Source organism: Geodermatophilus sp. DF01-2 (assembly GCF_004571065.1).
GTDB lineage: Bacteria > Actinomycetota > Actinomycetes > Mycobacteriales > Geodermatophilaceae > Geodermatophilus.
The window spans coordinates 26373-41513 of record NZ_SPQN01000014.1 but is presented as its reverse complement, the minus strand read 5'-3'; the positions used below and the strand labels follow the sequence as shown (position 1 = coordinate 41513).

The 15141-nt window shown below is 74.2% G+C and carries 17 protein-coding genes; 10 read left to right on the top strand and 7 right to left on the bottom strand.

The window, feature by feature from the left end:
• The first annotated feature begins 71 nt into the window (after nucleotides 1–71).
• Nucleotides 72–278 carry a CsbD family protein gene (locus E4P41_RS06615; RefSeq protein ID WP_135140112.1) on the top strand — a complete coding sequence of 69 codons (207 nt, stop codon included), beginning with the start codon at nucleotides 72–74 and terminating at the stop codon, nucleotides 276–278.
• Between the two features lie 61 nt (nucleotides 279–339).
• A complete protein-coding gene (locus E4P41_RS06610) occupies nucleotides 340–846 on the top strand; it encodes a GAF domain-containing protein (RefSeq protein ID WP_135140111.1) in 507 nt (168 codons plus the stop codon).
• A gap of 156 nt (nucleotides 847–1002) precedes the next feature.
• Here the strand turns inward: E4P41_RS06610 and E4P41_RS06605 are convergent, their stop codons facing one another.
• Nucleotides 1003–1413, bottom strand: coding sequence for a molybdenum cofactor biosynthesis protein MoaE (locus tag E4P41_RS06605; RefSeq protein WP_135140110.1), 411 nt, complete (start codon nucleotides 1411–1413; stop codon nucleotides 1003–1005).
• A complete protein-coding gene (locus E4P41_RS06600) occupies nucleotides 1410–1988 on the bottom strand; it encodes a nucleotidyltransferase family protein (RefSeq protein ID WP_135140109.1) in 579 nt (192 codons plus the stop codon). Before E4P41_RS06600 ends, E4P41_RS06605 begins: the two co-directional genes overlap by 4 nt.
• Nucleotides 1989–2054: 66 nt before the next feature.
• On the opposite strand from E4P41_RS06600, the gene E4P41_RS06595 reads away from it, so the two are divergent.
• Both E4P41_RS06595 and E4P41_RS06590 read left to right on the top strand, forming a co-directional pair.
• Complete coding sequence (locus E4P41_RS06595; protein ID WP_135140108.1) at nucleotides 2055–2282, top strand: antitoxin; 228 nt, start codon at nucleotides 2055–2057, stop codon at nucleotides 2280–2282.
• On the top strand, nucleotides 2279–2677 hold the full coding sequence (locus tag E4P41_RS06590; protein ID WP_135140107.1) for a TA system VapC family ribonuclease toxin: 399 nt from the start codon (nucleotides 2279–2281) through the stop codon (nucleotides 2675–2677). Before E4P41_RS06595 ends, E4P41_RS06590 begins: the two co-directional genes overlap by 4 nt.
• Before the next feature lie 79 nt (nucleotides 2678–2756).
• Here the strand turns inward: E4P41_RS06590 and E4P41_RS06585 are convergent, their stop codons facing one another.
• The 4 genes from E4P41_RS06585 to E4P41_RS06570 form a co-directional block, all read right to left on the bottom strand.
• Nucleotides 2757–3809: an ABC transporter ATP-binding protein gene (locus E4P41_RS06585; RefSeq protein WP_135140106.1), complete on the bottom strand. Its 1053-nt coding sequence runs from the start codon at nucleotides 3807–3809 to the stop codon at nucleotides 2757–2759.
• The gene (locus E4P41_RS06580; RefSeq protein ID WP_135140105.1) at nucleotides 3806–4606 is read right to left on the bottom strand and encodes an ABC transporter permease; all 801 of its coding nucleotides are present in this window, start codon (nucleotides 4604–4606) and stop codon (nucleotides 3806–3808) included. The genes E4P41_RS06585 and E4P41_RS06580 overlap by 4 nt, the downstream gene beginning before the upstream one ends.
• A complete protein-coding gene (gene modA, locus E4P41_RS06575) occupies nucleotides 4603–5394 on the bottom strand; it encodes a molybdate ABC transporter substrate-binding protein (protein WP_135140104.1) in 792 nt (263 codons plus the stop codon). Before modA ends, E4P41_RS06580 begins: the two co-directional genes overlap by 4 nt.
• A 114-nt stretch (nucleotides 5395–5508) precedes the next feature.
• Nucleotides 5509–5904, bottom strand: a complete 396-nt coding sequence (locus E4P41_RS06570; RefSeq protein WP_135140103.1) for a TOBE domain-containing protein — start codon at nucleotides 5902–5904, stop codon at nucleotides 5509–5511.
• A 153-nt stretch (nucleotides 5905–6057) separates the two neighbouring features.
• Between E4P41_RS06570 and E4P41_RS06565 the strand changes: the two genes are divergently transcribed.
• From E4P41_RS06565 to E4P41_RS06540, 6 genes are all read left to right on the top strand, one after another.
• Nucleotides 6058–7365: a DUF2786 domain-containing protein gene (locus tag E4P41_RS06565; RefSeq protein WP_135140102.1), complete on the top strand. Its 1308-nt coding sequence runs from the start codon at nucleotides 6058–6060 to the stop codon at nucleotides 7363–7365.
• Nucleotides 7362–7931: a hypothetical protein gene (locus tag E4P41_RS06560; RefSeq protein ID WP_135140101.1), complete on the top strand. Its 570-nt coding sequence runs from the start codon at nucleotides 7362–7364 to the stop codon at nucleotides 7929–7931. Before E4P41_RS06565 ends, E4P41_RS06560 begins: the two co-directional genes overlap by 4 nt.
• Nucleotides 7932–8516: 585 nt before the next feature.
• Nucleotides 8517–10217: an ATP-dependent DNA helicase RecQ gene (locus tag E4P41_RS06555; RefSeq protein WP_245177148.1), complete on the top strand. Its 1701-nt coding sequence runs from the start codon at nucleotides 8517–8519 to the stop codon at nucleotides 10215–10217.
• Nucleotides 10218–10348: 131 nt separating this feature from the next.
• Complete coding sequence (locus tag E4P41_RS06550) at nucleotides 10349–11992, top strand: carbamoyltransferase C-terminal domain-containing protein (RefSeq protein WP_135140099.1); 1644 nt, start codon at nucleotides 10349–10351, stop codon at nucleotides 11990–11992.
• A gap of 456 nt (nucleotides 11993–12448) precedes the next feature.
• A complete protein-coding gene (locus E4P41_RS06545) occupies nucleotides 12449–12892 on the top strand; it encodes a DUF4383 domain-containing protein (RefSeq protein ID WP_135140098.1) in 444 nt (147 codons plus the stop codon).
• A 376-nt stretch (nucleotides 12893–13268) separates the two neighbouring features.
• Entirely contained in the window at nucleotides 13269–14480 is a 1212-nt protein-coding gene (locus E4P41_RS06540) for an acyl-CoA dehydrogenase family protein (protein ID WP_135140097.1), read from the top strand.
• 108 nt (nucleotides 14481–14588) lie between these two features.
• On the opposite strand, the gene E4P41_RS06535 is transcribed toward E4P41_RS06540, so the two are convergent.
• The gene (locus E4P41_RS06535) at nucleotides 14589–14789 is read right to left on the bottom strand and encodes a hypothetical protein (protein WP_135140096.1); all 201 of its coding nucleotides are present in this window, start codon (nucleotides 14787–14789) and stop codon (nucleotides 14589–14591) included.
• Between the last annotated feature and the right edge of the window lie 352 nt (nucleotides 14790–15141).

The following is a 15141-nucleotide window of genomic DNA, read 5'->3' as shown; positions in this document are numbered from 1 at the left end:
AGGACCCCGTCCTCCCCACCCCTCGCAGGCTCGGGGCGGGACCCGGGACGGGGCCGCGCGAGAATGGGGCCATGAGCATCTGGGACAGGGCGAAGGCCAAGGTGGACGAGCTGGTCGGCCGCGCCGAGGAGGTGTACGGCGAGTCCCACGGGGACGCCGCCGCGCAGCTGCACGGGGAGGCCCACCGGCTGGAGGGCGAGGCCGAGGAGGACGCCGCGCTGCGTCAGGAGGCCGCGGAAGCCGACCGACGGGACGACGGGACCAGCCGGGCCCACTGACCGCCGTCCCGGGGTCACGCCCCGGGACTGGGCAGCGCGCTCCCGGGGCACACCGAACACCATGGCGACCCACCGCGGCATCGGGGACGTGGCGCCGTGGCAGGACTTCGCGACAGCAGCCCACGGCGCCCTCGAGTTCCTGCACCAGCAGCTCGGTTGGGACCTCTGGGCCCTCACCCGGGTGGTCGGCGACCGTCAAGTGGTCCTGCATGCGCACCCGGCCGGGCCGTTGCCGCCGGGGGCGTCCCTGCCGTGGGAGGAGAGCTTCTGCCGGCTGATGGTGACCGGCGAGGCACCGCGGGCGGCCACCGTGGTCGCCGCCGTCCCCGAGTACGCCGCCCGCAGGCTGGGTCCAGCGGCCCCCGTCGCCGCCTACATCGGCGTCCCACTGGTCACCGTGGACGGTCGGTTGTACGGCACGCTCTGCGGCTTCGGCTGGCGGGCGCGACCGCGCAGTGCCACCCGCGACCTGCCACAGGTCGAGATGGTGGCACGCGTGCTGAGCACCCTCATGGCCGCCGGCATGACGCCGCCCGACCCGCCGCCGGGGCCGGATCTGTGGGCGTGATGAAGGGACCCCGTCCTCCCCACCCCTCGGAGAAGGACCCCCTGCCCCTCACCGCTCGTCGGCCGGCCTCGCCTCGCCCGGAGGCTCGGCCGAGCTCGTGAGGGCGAGAGGGGCGAGGTCCTTCCACCTGCAGGGGCCGGGACCCGGGGCGGGGCCTCAGGGGCAGGCGACCCACTCCTCGTCGCCGTCGGTGAAGACCTGCCGCTTCCAGATCGGCAACCGCTTCTTCACCTCGTCGACGAGCTCGGCGCAGGCGGCGAACGCCTGGCCGCGGTGCGAGGAGCTGACCGCGCAGGCCAGCGCGACGTCGCCGATGCCGAGCATGCCCACCCGGTGGGAGACCGCGACGGCGTGCACGTCGGGGCGGGCGGCGAACTCCTCGGCCAGCTCGACGATCACCTGCTCCGCCGTCGGGTGGCCCACGTACTCCAGCTCGGTGACCGACCGGCCGCCGTCGTGGTCGCGGACCACGCCGGCGAAGGAGACGACCGCTCCGGCCGCCTTGTCGGCGACGGCGTCCTCGTGCTCGGCGACGGAGAGGGGGGTGTCCACGACCCGGGCGATCACGGCGCCGACGGTACCCCGCTCGGTGGCACGTCCAGGTCCGTCGGATCGGCCAGGCCGGTGCAGTCGACCTCGGTGACCGCGTGCGCGGCGAGGTAGCGGCGGGCGCCCTCGTCGCCGGTCGCGGTCTCGGCGACGCCGGCCCAGTGGTCGCGGCCGAGCAGCACCGGGTGCCCGCGGACGCCGTCGTAGGTGGCGACCGCCAGCGCGTCCGGGGCGGCGTGCGCGGCCATCCGCTCCAGCGCGGCCGGCGTCATCCCCGGCATGTCGACGAGGCTGACCAGGGCGACGTCCACCCGTCCGGGCCAGCCGCGCAGGCCGTCGAGCCCGGTGCGCAGGCTCGAGGCCATCCCGCTCTCCCAGTCGCGGTTGGCCAGCACCGTGGCGCCGTCGAGGTCCGCCGTCCGCCAGACGTCGACCGCCCGCGCGCCCAGGACGACGAGCACCGGGTCGCACACCGCCCGCGCCGTCCGGACCGCCCGCTCGACCAGCAGGCTGCCCCCGTATTCGACCAGCGCCTTCGGCATCCCGTAGCGGCGCCCGCCGCCCGCGGCGAGCACCAGCCCGGCAACTGACATACCCCTAAGCCTGGCACAGGGCTCTGCATCTTGATGCAGTTCGGGCCTCCGGTGCACCATTGAGCGGTGCGCACCACCATCGACCTCCCGGACGACGTCCACCAGCTGGCGACCGCGATCGCCCGGGATGCGGGGACCACGCTGAGCGAAACGGTCACCCGCCTGCTGCGTTCGGCGCTTGCCGCTCCCCGGCCGACCCGAGTGACCACCAGCAGCGTGACAGGACTGCCCGTCATCTCCCTCGGACGGATTACGACCAGCGAGGACGTGCGCTCGCTGGACGACGAGGAGTGACTGTTCTCCTTGATGCCAACGTCCTCATCGCCCTGGTCGTCGTCGACCACGTCCACCACGGAACCGTGGAGAGCTGGCTCGCCGAGGACTCGACGCCCTTCGCCACCTGCCCCGTAACGCAGGGTGCTCTCCTCCGTCACCTGTTGCGCGGCGGAGCGGACGCCGCCGAGGCGCTCAGCCTGCTACGCGGGTGGACGTCCAGCGAGCGGCACGAGTTCTGGCCCGACGACCTCGGCCACGGCGACGTCGATCTCCGCGGCGTCGTCGGACACCGCCAGGTGACCGACGCCTACCTGGCCGGACTGGCGCGAGTACGAGGCGGCCGGCTGGCCACCCTCGACCGCGGCCTGGCCCTACTCCACCCGGACGTCGCGCTGCTCCTGATGATCAGCTGAGTTGATCGTTCCGGTTCCGGGCTCACGACCAGTGGTGAGCCAGGAGCTGGAACGGTGATCCCAGCTGATCATCGCCGCCTCATCGGTCGTAGACGGCGACCTCGGAGGCCTTGACCGCGGCCCAGACCGCCGCGCCGGGGGCCAGCCCGAGCTCGGCATAGGCGGCCTCCGTGACGTCGGCGACCAGCGGCACCTCGCCGTCGAGCTCGCAGCGCACGGTCGACCCGTGCGGGGTGGCCGAGACCAGTCGGGCCGGCCAGACGTTGCGCGGGCTGCCCGCGGGCCGGGCCGGGTACAGCGCGACCGATCCCGGGCGGACGGCGACGAACACCGGCCCCGCGGTCTCCTCGGCCACCGCGACGCGGCCGCCGCCGTCCAGCCGCACCGTCGTCCCCTCACCGGTGCCCGGCAGCAGCGCCAGGCCGACCAGCCGGGCGACGTAGTCGGTACGCGGATGCCGGCTGACGTCCGCCGGCGTCCCGGCCTGCACGACCCGGCCCTCCTCGACGACGACGACCCGGTCGGCCAGCGCCATCGCGTCGATCGGGTCGTGCGTGACCAGCACGGTGCTGCCGGCGTACTCGGCGAGGTGGCGGCGCAGCTCGGCGCGGACGGTGAGCCGGGTGCGGGCGTCGAGGGCCGAGAGGGGCTCGTCGAGCAGCAGCACCGCCGGCTCCCCCACCAGCGCCCGGGCCAGCGCGGCCCGCTGCGCCTGTCCACCGGAGAGCCGGCCGGGACGCCGGTCGCCGAGGTCGGCGATGCCCACGCGGGCCAGCCATGCCGCAGCGGCTCTGCGCGCGTCCGACGTCCGCGTGCCGCGGGTGCGCAGGCCGAAGGCGACGTTGTCGGTGACCGACAGGTGGGGGAAGAGCAGGTGGTCCTGGAACACCATGCCGAGCCGGCGTCCGTGGGCGGGGACGTGCACGCCGGCGGCGACGTCGTCCCAGACCTCCGCGCCGACGGCGACCCGTCCGCCGTCGGGGGGCAGCAGGCCGGCCACCACGCGCAGCAGCGTGGACTTGCCGGCGCCGTTCGGGCCGAGGACGGCGAGCACCTCGCCGTCGGCCACCTCGAGGTCCAGATCGACCGTGAGCGGCCCGCACGCGACCCGGACGTCGGCGGAGAGCGTCACCGCACTCCCCTCGTCAGCCAGCGGTCCCGCAGCAGGAGCAGCGTGGCCACCGAGACGACCAGCAGCACGAGGGAGAGCACGATCGCCGTCTCCGGGTCCTGCTGCAGCGCGAGGTAGACGGCGAGCGGCATCGTCTGCGTCGTCCCCGGGAAGTTGCCGGCGAAGGTGATGGTGGCGCCGAACTCGCCGAGCGCCCGGGCCCAGCAGAGCACCGCGCCGGCGGCGACGCCGGGGGCGACCAGCGGGAGGGTGACCCGGCGGAACGTCGTCCACCGGTCGGCGCCCAGGGTGGCGGCGGCGTCCTCGAAGCGGGCGTCGGCGGCGCGCAGCGCACCCTCGACGCTGATGACCAGGAACGGCATCGCCACGAACGTCTCGGCGATGACCACCGCGGTCGTGGTGAAGGGGATCGTGACGTCGAACGCCTGGTCCAGCCAGCGGCCGACGATGCCCTGCCGGCCGAGGACCAGGAACAGCGCGACGCCGCCGACGACCGGGGGCAGCACCAGCGGCACGGTGACCAGGGCGCGCAGCACGGAGCGGCCCCGCGCGCGGGACCGGGCGAGCACCCAGGCCAGCGGCACGCCGAGCACCAGCGAGAGGGCGGTCGCGGCCGTCGCCGAGACCAGGCTCAGCCGCAGGGCCTCGCCGACGGCCGGGGAGGTCAGCTGCGGCCACAGCTCACCCCACGGTGCGCGGACGACGAGCCCGACCAGCGGCAGCACGAGGAAGGCCACGGCGAGCACCGCGGGGACGAGCAGCGGGACGGGGACGCCGGGCTCCCTCGACCGGCTCACGGAATGCGGAAGCCGGCGTCGGCCAGCGCCTGCTGTCCCTCCTCCGAGCGCACCAGGTCGACGAAGGCGGCCGCCGCCTCGGGGTTGGGGCCTTCGGCCAGGACGGCGATCGGGTACTCGTTGACGGCCTGCTCGGCCCCGGGGACGTCCACGCCCTCGACGGCGTCCCCCGCGGCGGTGACGTCGGTCGTGTAGACCAGCGCGGCGTCGACTTCACCGAGCTCGACCTTGGTGAGCGCGGCGCGGACGTCCTCCTCGAGCGTGTCCGGGCGCGGGGTCACGCCCGCGGCGGCGAAGACGTCCTCGGCGGCCGCGCCGCAGGGCACCTGCGGCGCGCAGATCGCGAGCGCGAGCTCCTCCCGGGCGAAGTCCGCCAGCCTGCCCACCTCCGCCGGGTTGCCCGCCGGGACGGCGATCTGCAGCACGTTCGACGCGAACACCGCGGGGTCGCCCTCGGCCAGCCCGGCGTCGGTGACCACGGCCATCTGCGGCTCGTCGGCGCTGGCGAAGACGTCGGCCGGCGCACCCTGGCTGATCTGGGTGGCCAGCGCGGAGCTGCCGGCGAAGTTGAACCGCACGTCCAGCGCGGGGTTCTCCTGCTCCAGCTGCTCCCCCAACTCGGTGAAGACGTCGGTGAGCGAGGCCGCGGCGAAGACCGTCAGCGTGCCGTCGAGCTCGGCCCCCCTGGTGGATGCCGTCGTCCCGGCTGCGTCGTCGGAGGGACCGCCGCAGCCGGCGAGCACGAGCGCCGCCGCGAGCGGCAGCACGACCTGGGTGCACCTGGGCATCGGACCTCCCGACCGCACGGACCCGAACGAGGTCCGCGACTGCGGCGAAGATAACCCAACGCTGGCGCAGGTGCGACTACCCTGTCGGGCAGCCCTCCGCGAGCGCGGATAGCGTCACGGGACGTCCACGCTGACCTGGGTGGCCTTGACCGTGGCGACCGCCCGCACGCCGACGTCCAGGCCGAGTTCGTCGGCGGCCTCCCGCGACATCAACGACACCACCCGGAACGGACCGGCCTGGATCTCCACCTGCGCCATCACCGTGTCGCGGACGACGCGGGTGACGATGCCGGTCAGCCGGTTCCGCGCCGAGGAGTACCGCGTCGCGCCGGGCTCGGGGGCCTCGTGCAGCTGCGCGGCCAGCCGGGCGAGGTCGGCGCCGTCGACGTGGGCGGGCCCGCCGCCGTCCCGCGAGGCCGGCAGCCGGCCGCCGTCGATCCACCGGCGGACCGTGTCGTCACTGACGCCGAGCAGCGCGGCGGCCTCGGCGATCCGGTAGGCGGTGGACACATCGGCACCCTAAAGGACCCCCTCCTCCCCACCCCTCGCGAGCTCGGGGCGGTTCCCAGGAGGGGGCCGCCGTGGGGCGGACAACGCCCGGCCGTCGTCCACAACCGCCGACGGAACGGTGACCCGTCGGCGTCGGCTGGGCATGCTGTCGGCATGGCGAAGACCGCGGCCGAGCGCAGGACGGCCCGCAAGCGCAAGCAGCAGCACCGCTCGCAGCGCCGATCCGGCGATGCGGCCGCGCGCAGCGACACCAGGGCTCTGATCGGGCAGCTGGTCACCGCCGGCGCCTGGCCGGCCGACGACCGACAGCTCGACCGCATCGTCGCCGAGCTCGCGTCGCTGGCCCCGGACGCGGAGGCCGCAGGGCAGGTCACCGACCTGCTGCTGTCCGTGCTCGGGCGGATGTGGGAGCTCGGCTGGCAGCCGGTCGACGCGGTGCACGTGGTGCGCAGGGAGGGGCCGGCGCGAGTGACCCGCCTGGCGGTCGCCGTCCTCGCCCGCCACGCGGCCGTGACCGAGGCGGCCACCCGTGCACCCGAGGAGTGGATCGCGCAGCTCTCCGCCCTGGGGGTCACCGCCGATCCGCACGCGAAGGTGGTGGCCCGGTGGCGGGAGACAGAGGGGCTGGATGCGGCGACCGCCTGGCGGGACGTGCTGCGGCTGGTCGGGCGCTGGGGAGAGGTGCCGGAGCTCACCAGCCTCGGGCCGCCACCATCACGATGGGGGCGCTCGGCGCCCCGGAGGCACGCGACGCGCGCGGGTCAGGCCGATCCGCGGATGCTGGCGCGGATCCGCGCGCTGCTGGCGAAAGCGGAGTCGACCGAGTTCCCGGAGGAGGCCGAGGCGCTCACGACCAAGGCCCAGGAACTGATGACCCGCTACGCGGTCGACGCGACGCTGCTCGACGCTGCGGACGGCGCCTCGCTGGCCGACTCGGTACGACCCCGCAGGGTGCACGTCGACAACCCCTACGCCGACGCCAAGGCGCAGCTGTTGGACGTGGTGGGCGACGCCAACGGGGTCCGAGTCATCTGGCAGGGACGGTGGGGGATGGCCACGGCCGTGGGGCTGCCGGTGGACCTGGACCTGACCGAGCTGCTGTTCACCTCGCTGCTCGTGCAGGCCACCCGCGCGATGGGAGACACCGGACGCGCCGGCGGGCGGCGCACCCGGTCGCCGTCCTTCCGCCGCTCCTTCCTGCTCTCCTACGCCCTGCGGATCGGCGAGCGCCTGGCCGACGCCCGCGGACAGGCCGAGCGGGAGGCCGAGGAGCGCGTCGGCACGTCACTGGTGCCGGTGCTGACCGCCCGCAGCGAAGCCGTCGACGACGTCGTCAGCGACCTGTTCCCGGAGCTCACCACGGTCGAGCGGCGGATCCTCAACGCGCAGGGGTGGCATGCCGGGCGGCTGGCCGCTGACGATGCGGACCTCCGCTCCGGCCGCGAGCAGGTCACCGGGTGAGCGGCGTTCCCGCGGGACCCCATCGAGGTGGCCGACTGCTGGAACACGGCTGGGACGGATGGCCAGCGCCGAGTGGACCCGTCAGTCCACGCGCCGCGCGGGACCACCCATCGCGCACGCACCCGATCGTCGACCTCGGCGAGGACCTCGAAGTCGGCGTCGTAGTGGAGGACGACGGCTCCGTGCTCCACAGCTGTCGCGGCCAGCAGGAGGTCGACCGCCCCGACCGCTCGTCCCTTGCCGGCCGCCCAGAGGGCGCTCTGCAGCTCGACCGCGCCGACCTGGGCCGCCGCACCGACGAACAGAGGGGTGAAGTCGACGGTCATCCGCCGGACGATCGCCGCGTGATCGGCCGCCGACCGGGCGCTGGACCCTGCTTCCAGAGTCGTCAGCACCATCGGACCGAGCCCGGCATGGCGCTGCTCACCGCGATCGACTCCCTCGCCGAACGCGAGGCCCGCCGCGAACGAGCGCAGAACGAGCAGGCCCGAGACTCCCGCACCGCTCGGATTCCCGACCCGGACGCCCACTCCGATCGGAGGGAGGAGACTCTTCCCGGGAGGTGAGCCACCGCTTCCCCAGGGCGTGCCCGTGAACGGCGAGCGGATGGACCTGCGCTATGCCGTCGGGGCCTCATGTGCCGCCGCGACCCGATCCGCCGGCTCGCCGCCGACGCCGGGGTCGCTCCGGACTTCACGCCACGGTGATCCGGGGCAGCGCACCGCGTTCCGCGGGAACGCCCCACCGGACCGCGTCGCCGCTAGGTGGTACACGAGCGAGGTGGCGCCCGCGCCCGGCCCGCCGGATCGCGGCCGCACCGGCCAGCAGCCCCGGACCGGCTCCCACAGCAGCTCCTCGTCGGACACGGGGTCCACCTCGAGGCGCACGCCGTTCCCGCTGTCGAAGGCCGGACCGGTCATGCGCCGCACGAGGCGCTCGCAGGCGAGGCCGTACTGGGCCGGCAGCGGGGCCAGCCGTCCGGGGACGTCCACACCGTGGGAGCCTGCCTGCTCGGCCCCGTACCGGCCCGTCGACGCGCACGGCCGCGTTCCCGCGGGAACGCCGGGTGACGCACGTTCCCGCGGGAACGTATCCGTGACGTACCACCAGCGTTCCGTTTGCCGACCTCGGCCCTCGGGCAGCGGGTGCCGGTGCCTCGCAAGAAGCAGGACAACCCCGCAGGGGCGTCCCCCTCCGTCCGCACCCGCCGCATCCGGGAGGTCGCCCGTGAGCTGCTCGGCTTCGAGGAGTTCCGGCCGGGCCAGGAGGAGGCGATGAAGTCGGTGGCCGGCGGGCAGGACACCCTCGCGGTCCTGCCCTCGGGCGCCGGGAAGTCCGCCGTCTACCAGGTCGCCGGGCAGCTGGCCGACGGGCCGGTGCTCGTCGTCTCCCCGCTCATCGCGCTGCAGCGCGACCAGGTCGACCGGCTCGACGGCCTCGAGGGCCGGGCCGCCCAGCTCAACTCCGCCCTGTCGGCCGGTGACCAGCGCGCCGCCCTGGAGGGGCTCGCGGACGGAACGGTCCACCACCTCTTCCTGGCGCCCGAGCAGCTCACCAAGCCCGAGGTCGTGGAGGCCATCGCCGAGGCCCACCCGGCGCTGTTCGTCGTCGACGAGGCGCACTGCGTCTCCGCATGGGGGCACGACTTCCGCCCCGACTACCTGCGGCTCGGCGGGGTCGTCGAGCAGCTGGGCCACCCGACGGTGCTCGCGCTCACCGCCACGGCCGCGCCCCCGGTCCGCGCGGAGATCGTCGAGCGGCTCGGCATGCGCGACGCCCGGGTGGTCGTCGCCGGGTTCGACCGGCCGGAGATCCGGCTGGAGGTCGAGCAGCACGCCGACGCCCACGGCAAGCAGCAGGCGGTCCTCGACCGGGTGCTCGCCGAGGTCGGCGCGGGACGGGTCCCGGGGATCGTGTACAGCGCCACCCGCAAGGGCACCGAGGAGCTCGCCGCCGAGCTGGCCGACCGTGGGCTGCGGGTCCGCCCGTACCACGCGGGGCTGAAGAAGTCCGAGCGCGAGGACACCCAGCGGGCGTTCATGGGCGACGAGCTGGACGTCGTCGTCGCCACGACCGCCTTCGGGATGGGCATCGACAAGCCCGACACCCGGTTCGTCGTCCACGCCGAGCCGGCCGACTCGGTCGACAGCTACTACCAGGAGATCGGCCGCGCCGGCCGGGACGGGCAGCCGGCGCTGGCGCTGCTGGTCTACCGGCAGGAGGACCTCGGCGTCCGCAAGTTCTTCGCCGCCGGCATCCCGCCCGAGGACGAGCTGCAGCAGGTGGCGGGCCTGGTCGCCGCCGCGGAGGCCGCGGGGATCGAGGACGGCGTCGACGTCAAGCAGCTGCGCGAGGAGACCGGCCGCGCCGCCACCCCGCTGGCCCGCGACCTCAACCTGCTCGAGCAGGTGTCGGCGGTCGTCCTCGACGAGGAGGGTGCCGCCCACCCCGCCGAGGGCGCGCCCAGCCCCGGCGAGGCCGCGGTCGCTGCCCGGGAGCTGGCCGAGCACCACGAGCGGGTGGACCAGAGCCGCGTCGAGATGATGCGCGGTTACGCCGAGACCACCGAGTGCCGGCGGCAGTTCCTGCTCGGCTACTTCGGCGAACAGCTGGAGCAGCCGTGCGGCAACTGCGACAACTGCTCGGCAGGCCTGTCGCAGGAGCAGCCCGGAGCGGACGCCGGAGACACCCCGTTCCCCGCCCAGACGCCGGTGCAGCACGCCGAGTGGGGCCCAGGGGTGGTCATGCGGGTGGAGGACGACCGGGTCGTCGTCCTCTTCGAGGAGGTCGGCTACAGGACGCTGGGGTTGGCCGCCGTCCTGGACAACGACCTGCTCCAGCGCCGGGACTGAGCACCCGCGGCGCCCACGGACGGGCGTCCGGCCCCGCGAGAAAGGGGGTTCACCCTGCGGAGGACGGGCGGCGGTCCGATGATCAAGTACGAGACCGGGCGGCGGACGTGCCCGGCGGGAGGAGTACACGGGTGAAGGTCCTCGGCATCAACGCGCTCTACCACGACCCAGCCGCGGCGCTGGTCGTCGACGGCCGGGTCGTCGCGGCGGCGGAGGAGGAGCGGTTCAGCCGCCGCAAGCACGGCAAGCGGCCGCTGCCGTGGAGCGCCTGGGAGCTGCCGGAGCTCTCGGCCGCGTGGGTGCTGGCCGAGGCCGGCCTCACCCCCGCCGACCTGGACGCCGTCGCCTACTCCTTCGACCCCCGCCTGATGCCCTCGCCCGAGGAGACCGGGCTGCACAACGAGGGCGACGTCATGCGGAAGACGTACGCCGAGAAGGCGCCGTCCTTCCTCGCCCACTACCTCCCCGGGCTCTCCGAGGACAGGGTCCGCTACGTCCCGCACCACGTCGCGCACGCCGCCAGCGCCGGCCTGGCCGCGCCGTACCCGACCAACTCCGTGCTCGTCCTCGACGGCCGCGGCGAGGCGGTCAGCCACCTCGCCGGGCGCTACACCGACGGGCAGCTGGAGGTGCTGGCCAGCCAGGCGCTGCCGCACTCCCTCGGCCTCCTCTACGAGGACCTCACCGACCACCTCGGCTTCCTGCGCAGCTCCGACGAGTACAAGGTGATGGCGATGGCCTCCTACGGCAAGCCGCGGTTCGCCGCCGAGCTCGAGCCGTACATCCACGCGACGGGGGACGGCGGCTTCCGCACGGAGAGGATCGACTTCACCGAGTTCGCCCCGCGGCTGGGCAAGGGCGACGAGTGGACCGAGGCGCACGCCGACCTCGCCGCGAGCGTCCAGCTGCGGCTGGAGGAGACGCTGCTCGACCTCGCCCACTGGCTGCACGGCCGCACCGGCGACTCGGCGCTCACGCTGGCCGGCGGGGTGGCGCTCAACTGCGTCGCCAACAGCCGCATCCACGCCGAGGGTCCGTTCGAGCAGGTCTGGGTCCAGCCCGCGGCGGGCGACGCCGGGACGGCGCTCGGCGGCGCGCTCTCGGTGGCCACTGATCTCGGCGACACCACCGCACCCATGCCCGGCGCCGACCTCGGCCGCGGCTGGACCGACGAGGAGATCGAGGCCTGGCTGGCCACGGCGGCGATCGACTACGAGCGCCCGCACGACGTCGCCGACGCCGTCGCCGCCGTCCTCGCGGACAACGGGATCGTCGCCTGGTTCCAGGGCCGCAGCGAGTTCGGCCCGCGCGCGCTGGGCCACCGCTCGCTGCTGGCCCACCCCGGCCACGAGGCCAACCTCGAGCGGATGAACAACGTCAAGGGCCGCGAGCAGTTCCGCCCGGTGGCGCCCATGGTGCTGGCCGAGCGGGCGAGTGAGATCTTCGGCCGCGGGCCGATCCCCTCGCGGTACATGCTCTTCGTCCACGACGTGCACCCCGACTGGCGCGAGCGCATCCCGACCGTCACCCACGTCGACGGGACGGCGCGGATCCAGACCGTCGACCGCGCCGAGGAGCCGCTGGTCGCCCGCATGCTCGAGTGCTTCGAGCGACGCACCGGGCTGCCGGTCGTGGTCAACACCAGCCTGAACACCGCCGGCCGTCCGATGGTCGACGACCCGCGCGATGCCCTGGAGTGCTTCGGCTCGGCCCCGGTCGACCTGCTGGCCATCGGCCCGTTCGTCGTCCGGCGCCCGAGGCCGACACCGCGCTGATCCCCGGCCGCCGACGCAGTCCGAACGGGAACCCCGGGCTCGCCGACCCGTCGGAGCCGCGGCCCTGACCCCGCGCTCCCCCATGCCGCACGGAACCAGGACCGGCCCTCGGCGCACCGCCCCGGTCATCACGCGGCCCGCCCCGGCGTGGGCGACCCGGTGGGTGCCTCCTCCGGGAACGACCCGACGGTAGCCGCTCCGCCACCGCATGCCAGGGCGCCTCGCGTAGCCCGACGGGGGTACGCCGGTGCCGTTCGCGCGTCCGGGAGCGAACCGCCCGGCCGCCATCCGACGAACGGTGTCTGCGAGTCGCTCCGGCGACCCGACGGCGGGGCCGTCCCGCCGGTGCGTTGCGCCCCACACGGACGAGTGACAACGGGTTCTCCCATCTCGGCCAGGGGTACCGCCCACCTGAACCGCCGAGACCTGGCGGACGACAGAACCCTGGAGGACAAGATGGCCGCATCGGCGGACAACACGAACAGCGGAGCGCGGACCTGGCCGCAGCTCCTCGCGCTGGTCATCGGCGCCGTCTACCTGCTGGTCGGGATCGTCGGCTTCTTCATCACCGGCTTCGACGACTTCTTCGCCCACAACACCGACGACTACCTGCTGTGGTTCGAGATCAACGGCTTCCACAACGTCGTGCACATCGTGATCGGCGTCGCCGGCCTGCTCCTGGCCCGCACCCTGACCGGTGCCCGCACCTACGGCTGGCTGTTGGCCATCGGCTACGGCGCCGCCTTCGTCTACGGGCTGATCGCCATCAACGAGACGTGGGACTTCCTCAGCATCAACGCCGCGGACAACTGGCTGCACCTGTTCAGTGCACTGGCCGGGCTCGTCATCGCGCTGGGCCCGGTGCGCCACGCCGCGGTCGACCGCTCGTCGCGAGTCTGAAGACAGGGCGTCGCAGCTCCCCTCGCACCAGCCGGAGGCCGGGTCCCGCACGGGGCCCGGCCTCCCGTGCGTCCGGGCCCGGGAACCGGGCCGGACGGCGCGCACGAAGGGCTGGTGGACGCAGACGCCGCGGCGCACGCTGGCCCGGAGGGACGCGCGCCCGCGACCGACGCCGGCGCAGCCAGCGTCCCCGCGCCTGAGCCCGGGGTCCGCACGTGCCCAACCGGAGGCCCGTGCCATGGACGACGATCCCGTGCTCCGCATCCCGGCCGACCCCCGGCCGGAGGACGATCCCCGGCCGTGAACCCGGCCGTGGCGGCCCGCGGCCGGACCCCTGGCGAGACGCCGGTCACCTGAGCCCTCTACGTTGCCAGGCATGGACTTCGCCCTCTCCGCCCGTGCCGAGGAACTGAGCGGTCAGCTGTGGGACTTCATGCGCGAGCACGTGTTCCCTGCCGAGCCGGTCTACGAGGAGTGGCGCGCCGCCCGCGGCCACGACAACCACGAGCACCCGCCGGTTCTCGAGGAGCTCAAGGCCGAGGCCCGGAAACGCGGCCTCTGGAACCTCTTCCACCACGAGCTGGGCGGGTTGTCGAACCTCGAGTACGCCTCGCTGGCCGAGATCATGGGCTGGTCGCCCACGATCGCGCCCGAGGCGACGAACTGCGGTGCCCCCGACACCGGCAACATGGAGACGCTCATGTTGTTCGGCACCGACGAGCAGAAGCAGCGCTGGCTGAATCCGCTGCTCGAGGGCGAGATCCGCTCCGGCTTCGCGATGACCGAGCCCGACGTCGCGTCGTCGGACGCCCGCAACATCCAGACCTCGATCGTCCGGGACGGCGACGAGTACGTGATCAACGGCCGCAAGTGGTGGACGTCCGGCGCGGCCGACGAGCGCTGCCAGATCTTCATCGTCATGGGCAAGACCGACCCCGAGGGCGCCCCGCACCGGCAGCAGTCGATGGTGCTCGTCCCCCGCGACACCCCGGGCCTGGAGATCATCCGGCACCTGCCGGTCTTCGGGTACCAGGACCAGCACGGCCACTCGGAGCTGCGGTTCACCGACGTGCGGGTGCCGGCGTCGAACATCCTGGCCGGTGAGGGTGACGGGTTCATGATCGCCCAGGCCCGGCTGGGCCCCGGCCGCATCCACCACTGCATGCGTGCCATCGGCATGGCCGAGCGGGCGCTGTCGCTGATGGTCGAGCGCTCGAAGGCCCGCGTGGCCTTCGGCCGTCCGCTGGCCGAGCAGGGCACCGTCCGGGAGAGCATCGCGCTCTCGCGCATCGAGATCGACCAGGCGCGCCTCTACGTGCTCAAGACCGCGGACCTGATCGACAAGTACGGGGCCAAGGGGGCCCGCACCGAGATCTCCGCGATCAAGGTCGCTGCCCCGCGGGTCGCCCTCGACGTCATCGACCGGGCCATCCAGGTGCACGGCGGCGCCGGCGTCAGCAACGACACCATCCTGGCCCGCTTCTACGCGAGCGCCCGCACGCTGCGGATCGTCGACGGCCCCGACGCCGTCCACATCCGCGGCGTCGCCAAGGAGGAGCTGGCGCGGGAGCGCCCGTACGCCGGCTGACGCGCACACGGGAGAGGCCGGTCCGCAGTGCGGGGCCGGCCTCTCCTGCTCCCGGCGTCCCGCTCCCGGGGTGTCGATCCCCGGTGCCCGCTGAGCGGGCGGACGCGGTCAGGGGGCGATGGTGCCCCCGAAGCCGCCGCCGGCGAGCTTGGCCATGAGCTGCGTCCGGTCCAGCCCGACCGCGTCGAGCGCGTCGCCGTCCCGGTCGGTGTCGATCTCGTCGGGCAACCCGGCGGCCACCTTGTCGGCGGTCTCGTTGTCGCCCTCCGTGTGCAGCACCCTCAGCAGCTCCTGCTTGTCCAGCTTCACGCCCGGCCTCCGCTCGGTCCGATGACAGATCCGATCCAGCGTGATGCCGGTCACCCCCGTCCGCAAGGTGGCCACCGCCGGTCACGATCCGGTCACGACGGCGTTCCTCCCCGGCGTCCTCGCACGTCCTATGGGGTGAGGACGAGGGGGAACGGGTGAGAGCTCGAGACGAGGCGGCCTTCGAGGCGTTCGTCGCCGCACGGTCGGACGAGCTGCTGCGCACCGCGGTGCTGCTCGTCCGCGACCGCGGCCACGCCGAGGACCTGCTGCAGACGGCCCTGGTCAAGGCGAGAGCCAGACCGTCCGGGGCCTCGCCCGCCTGCGGGTCCTGCTCGACATCCCGACCCCCGCC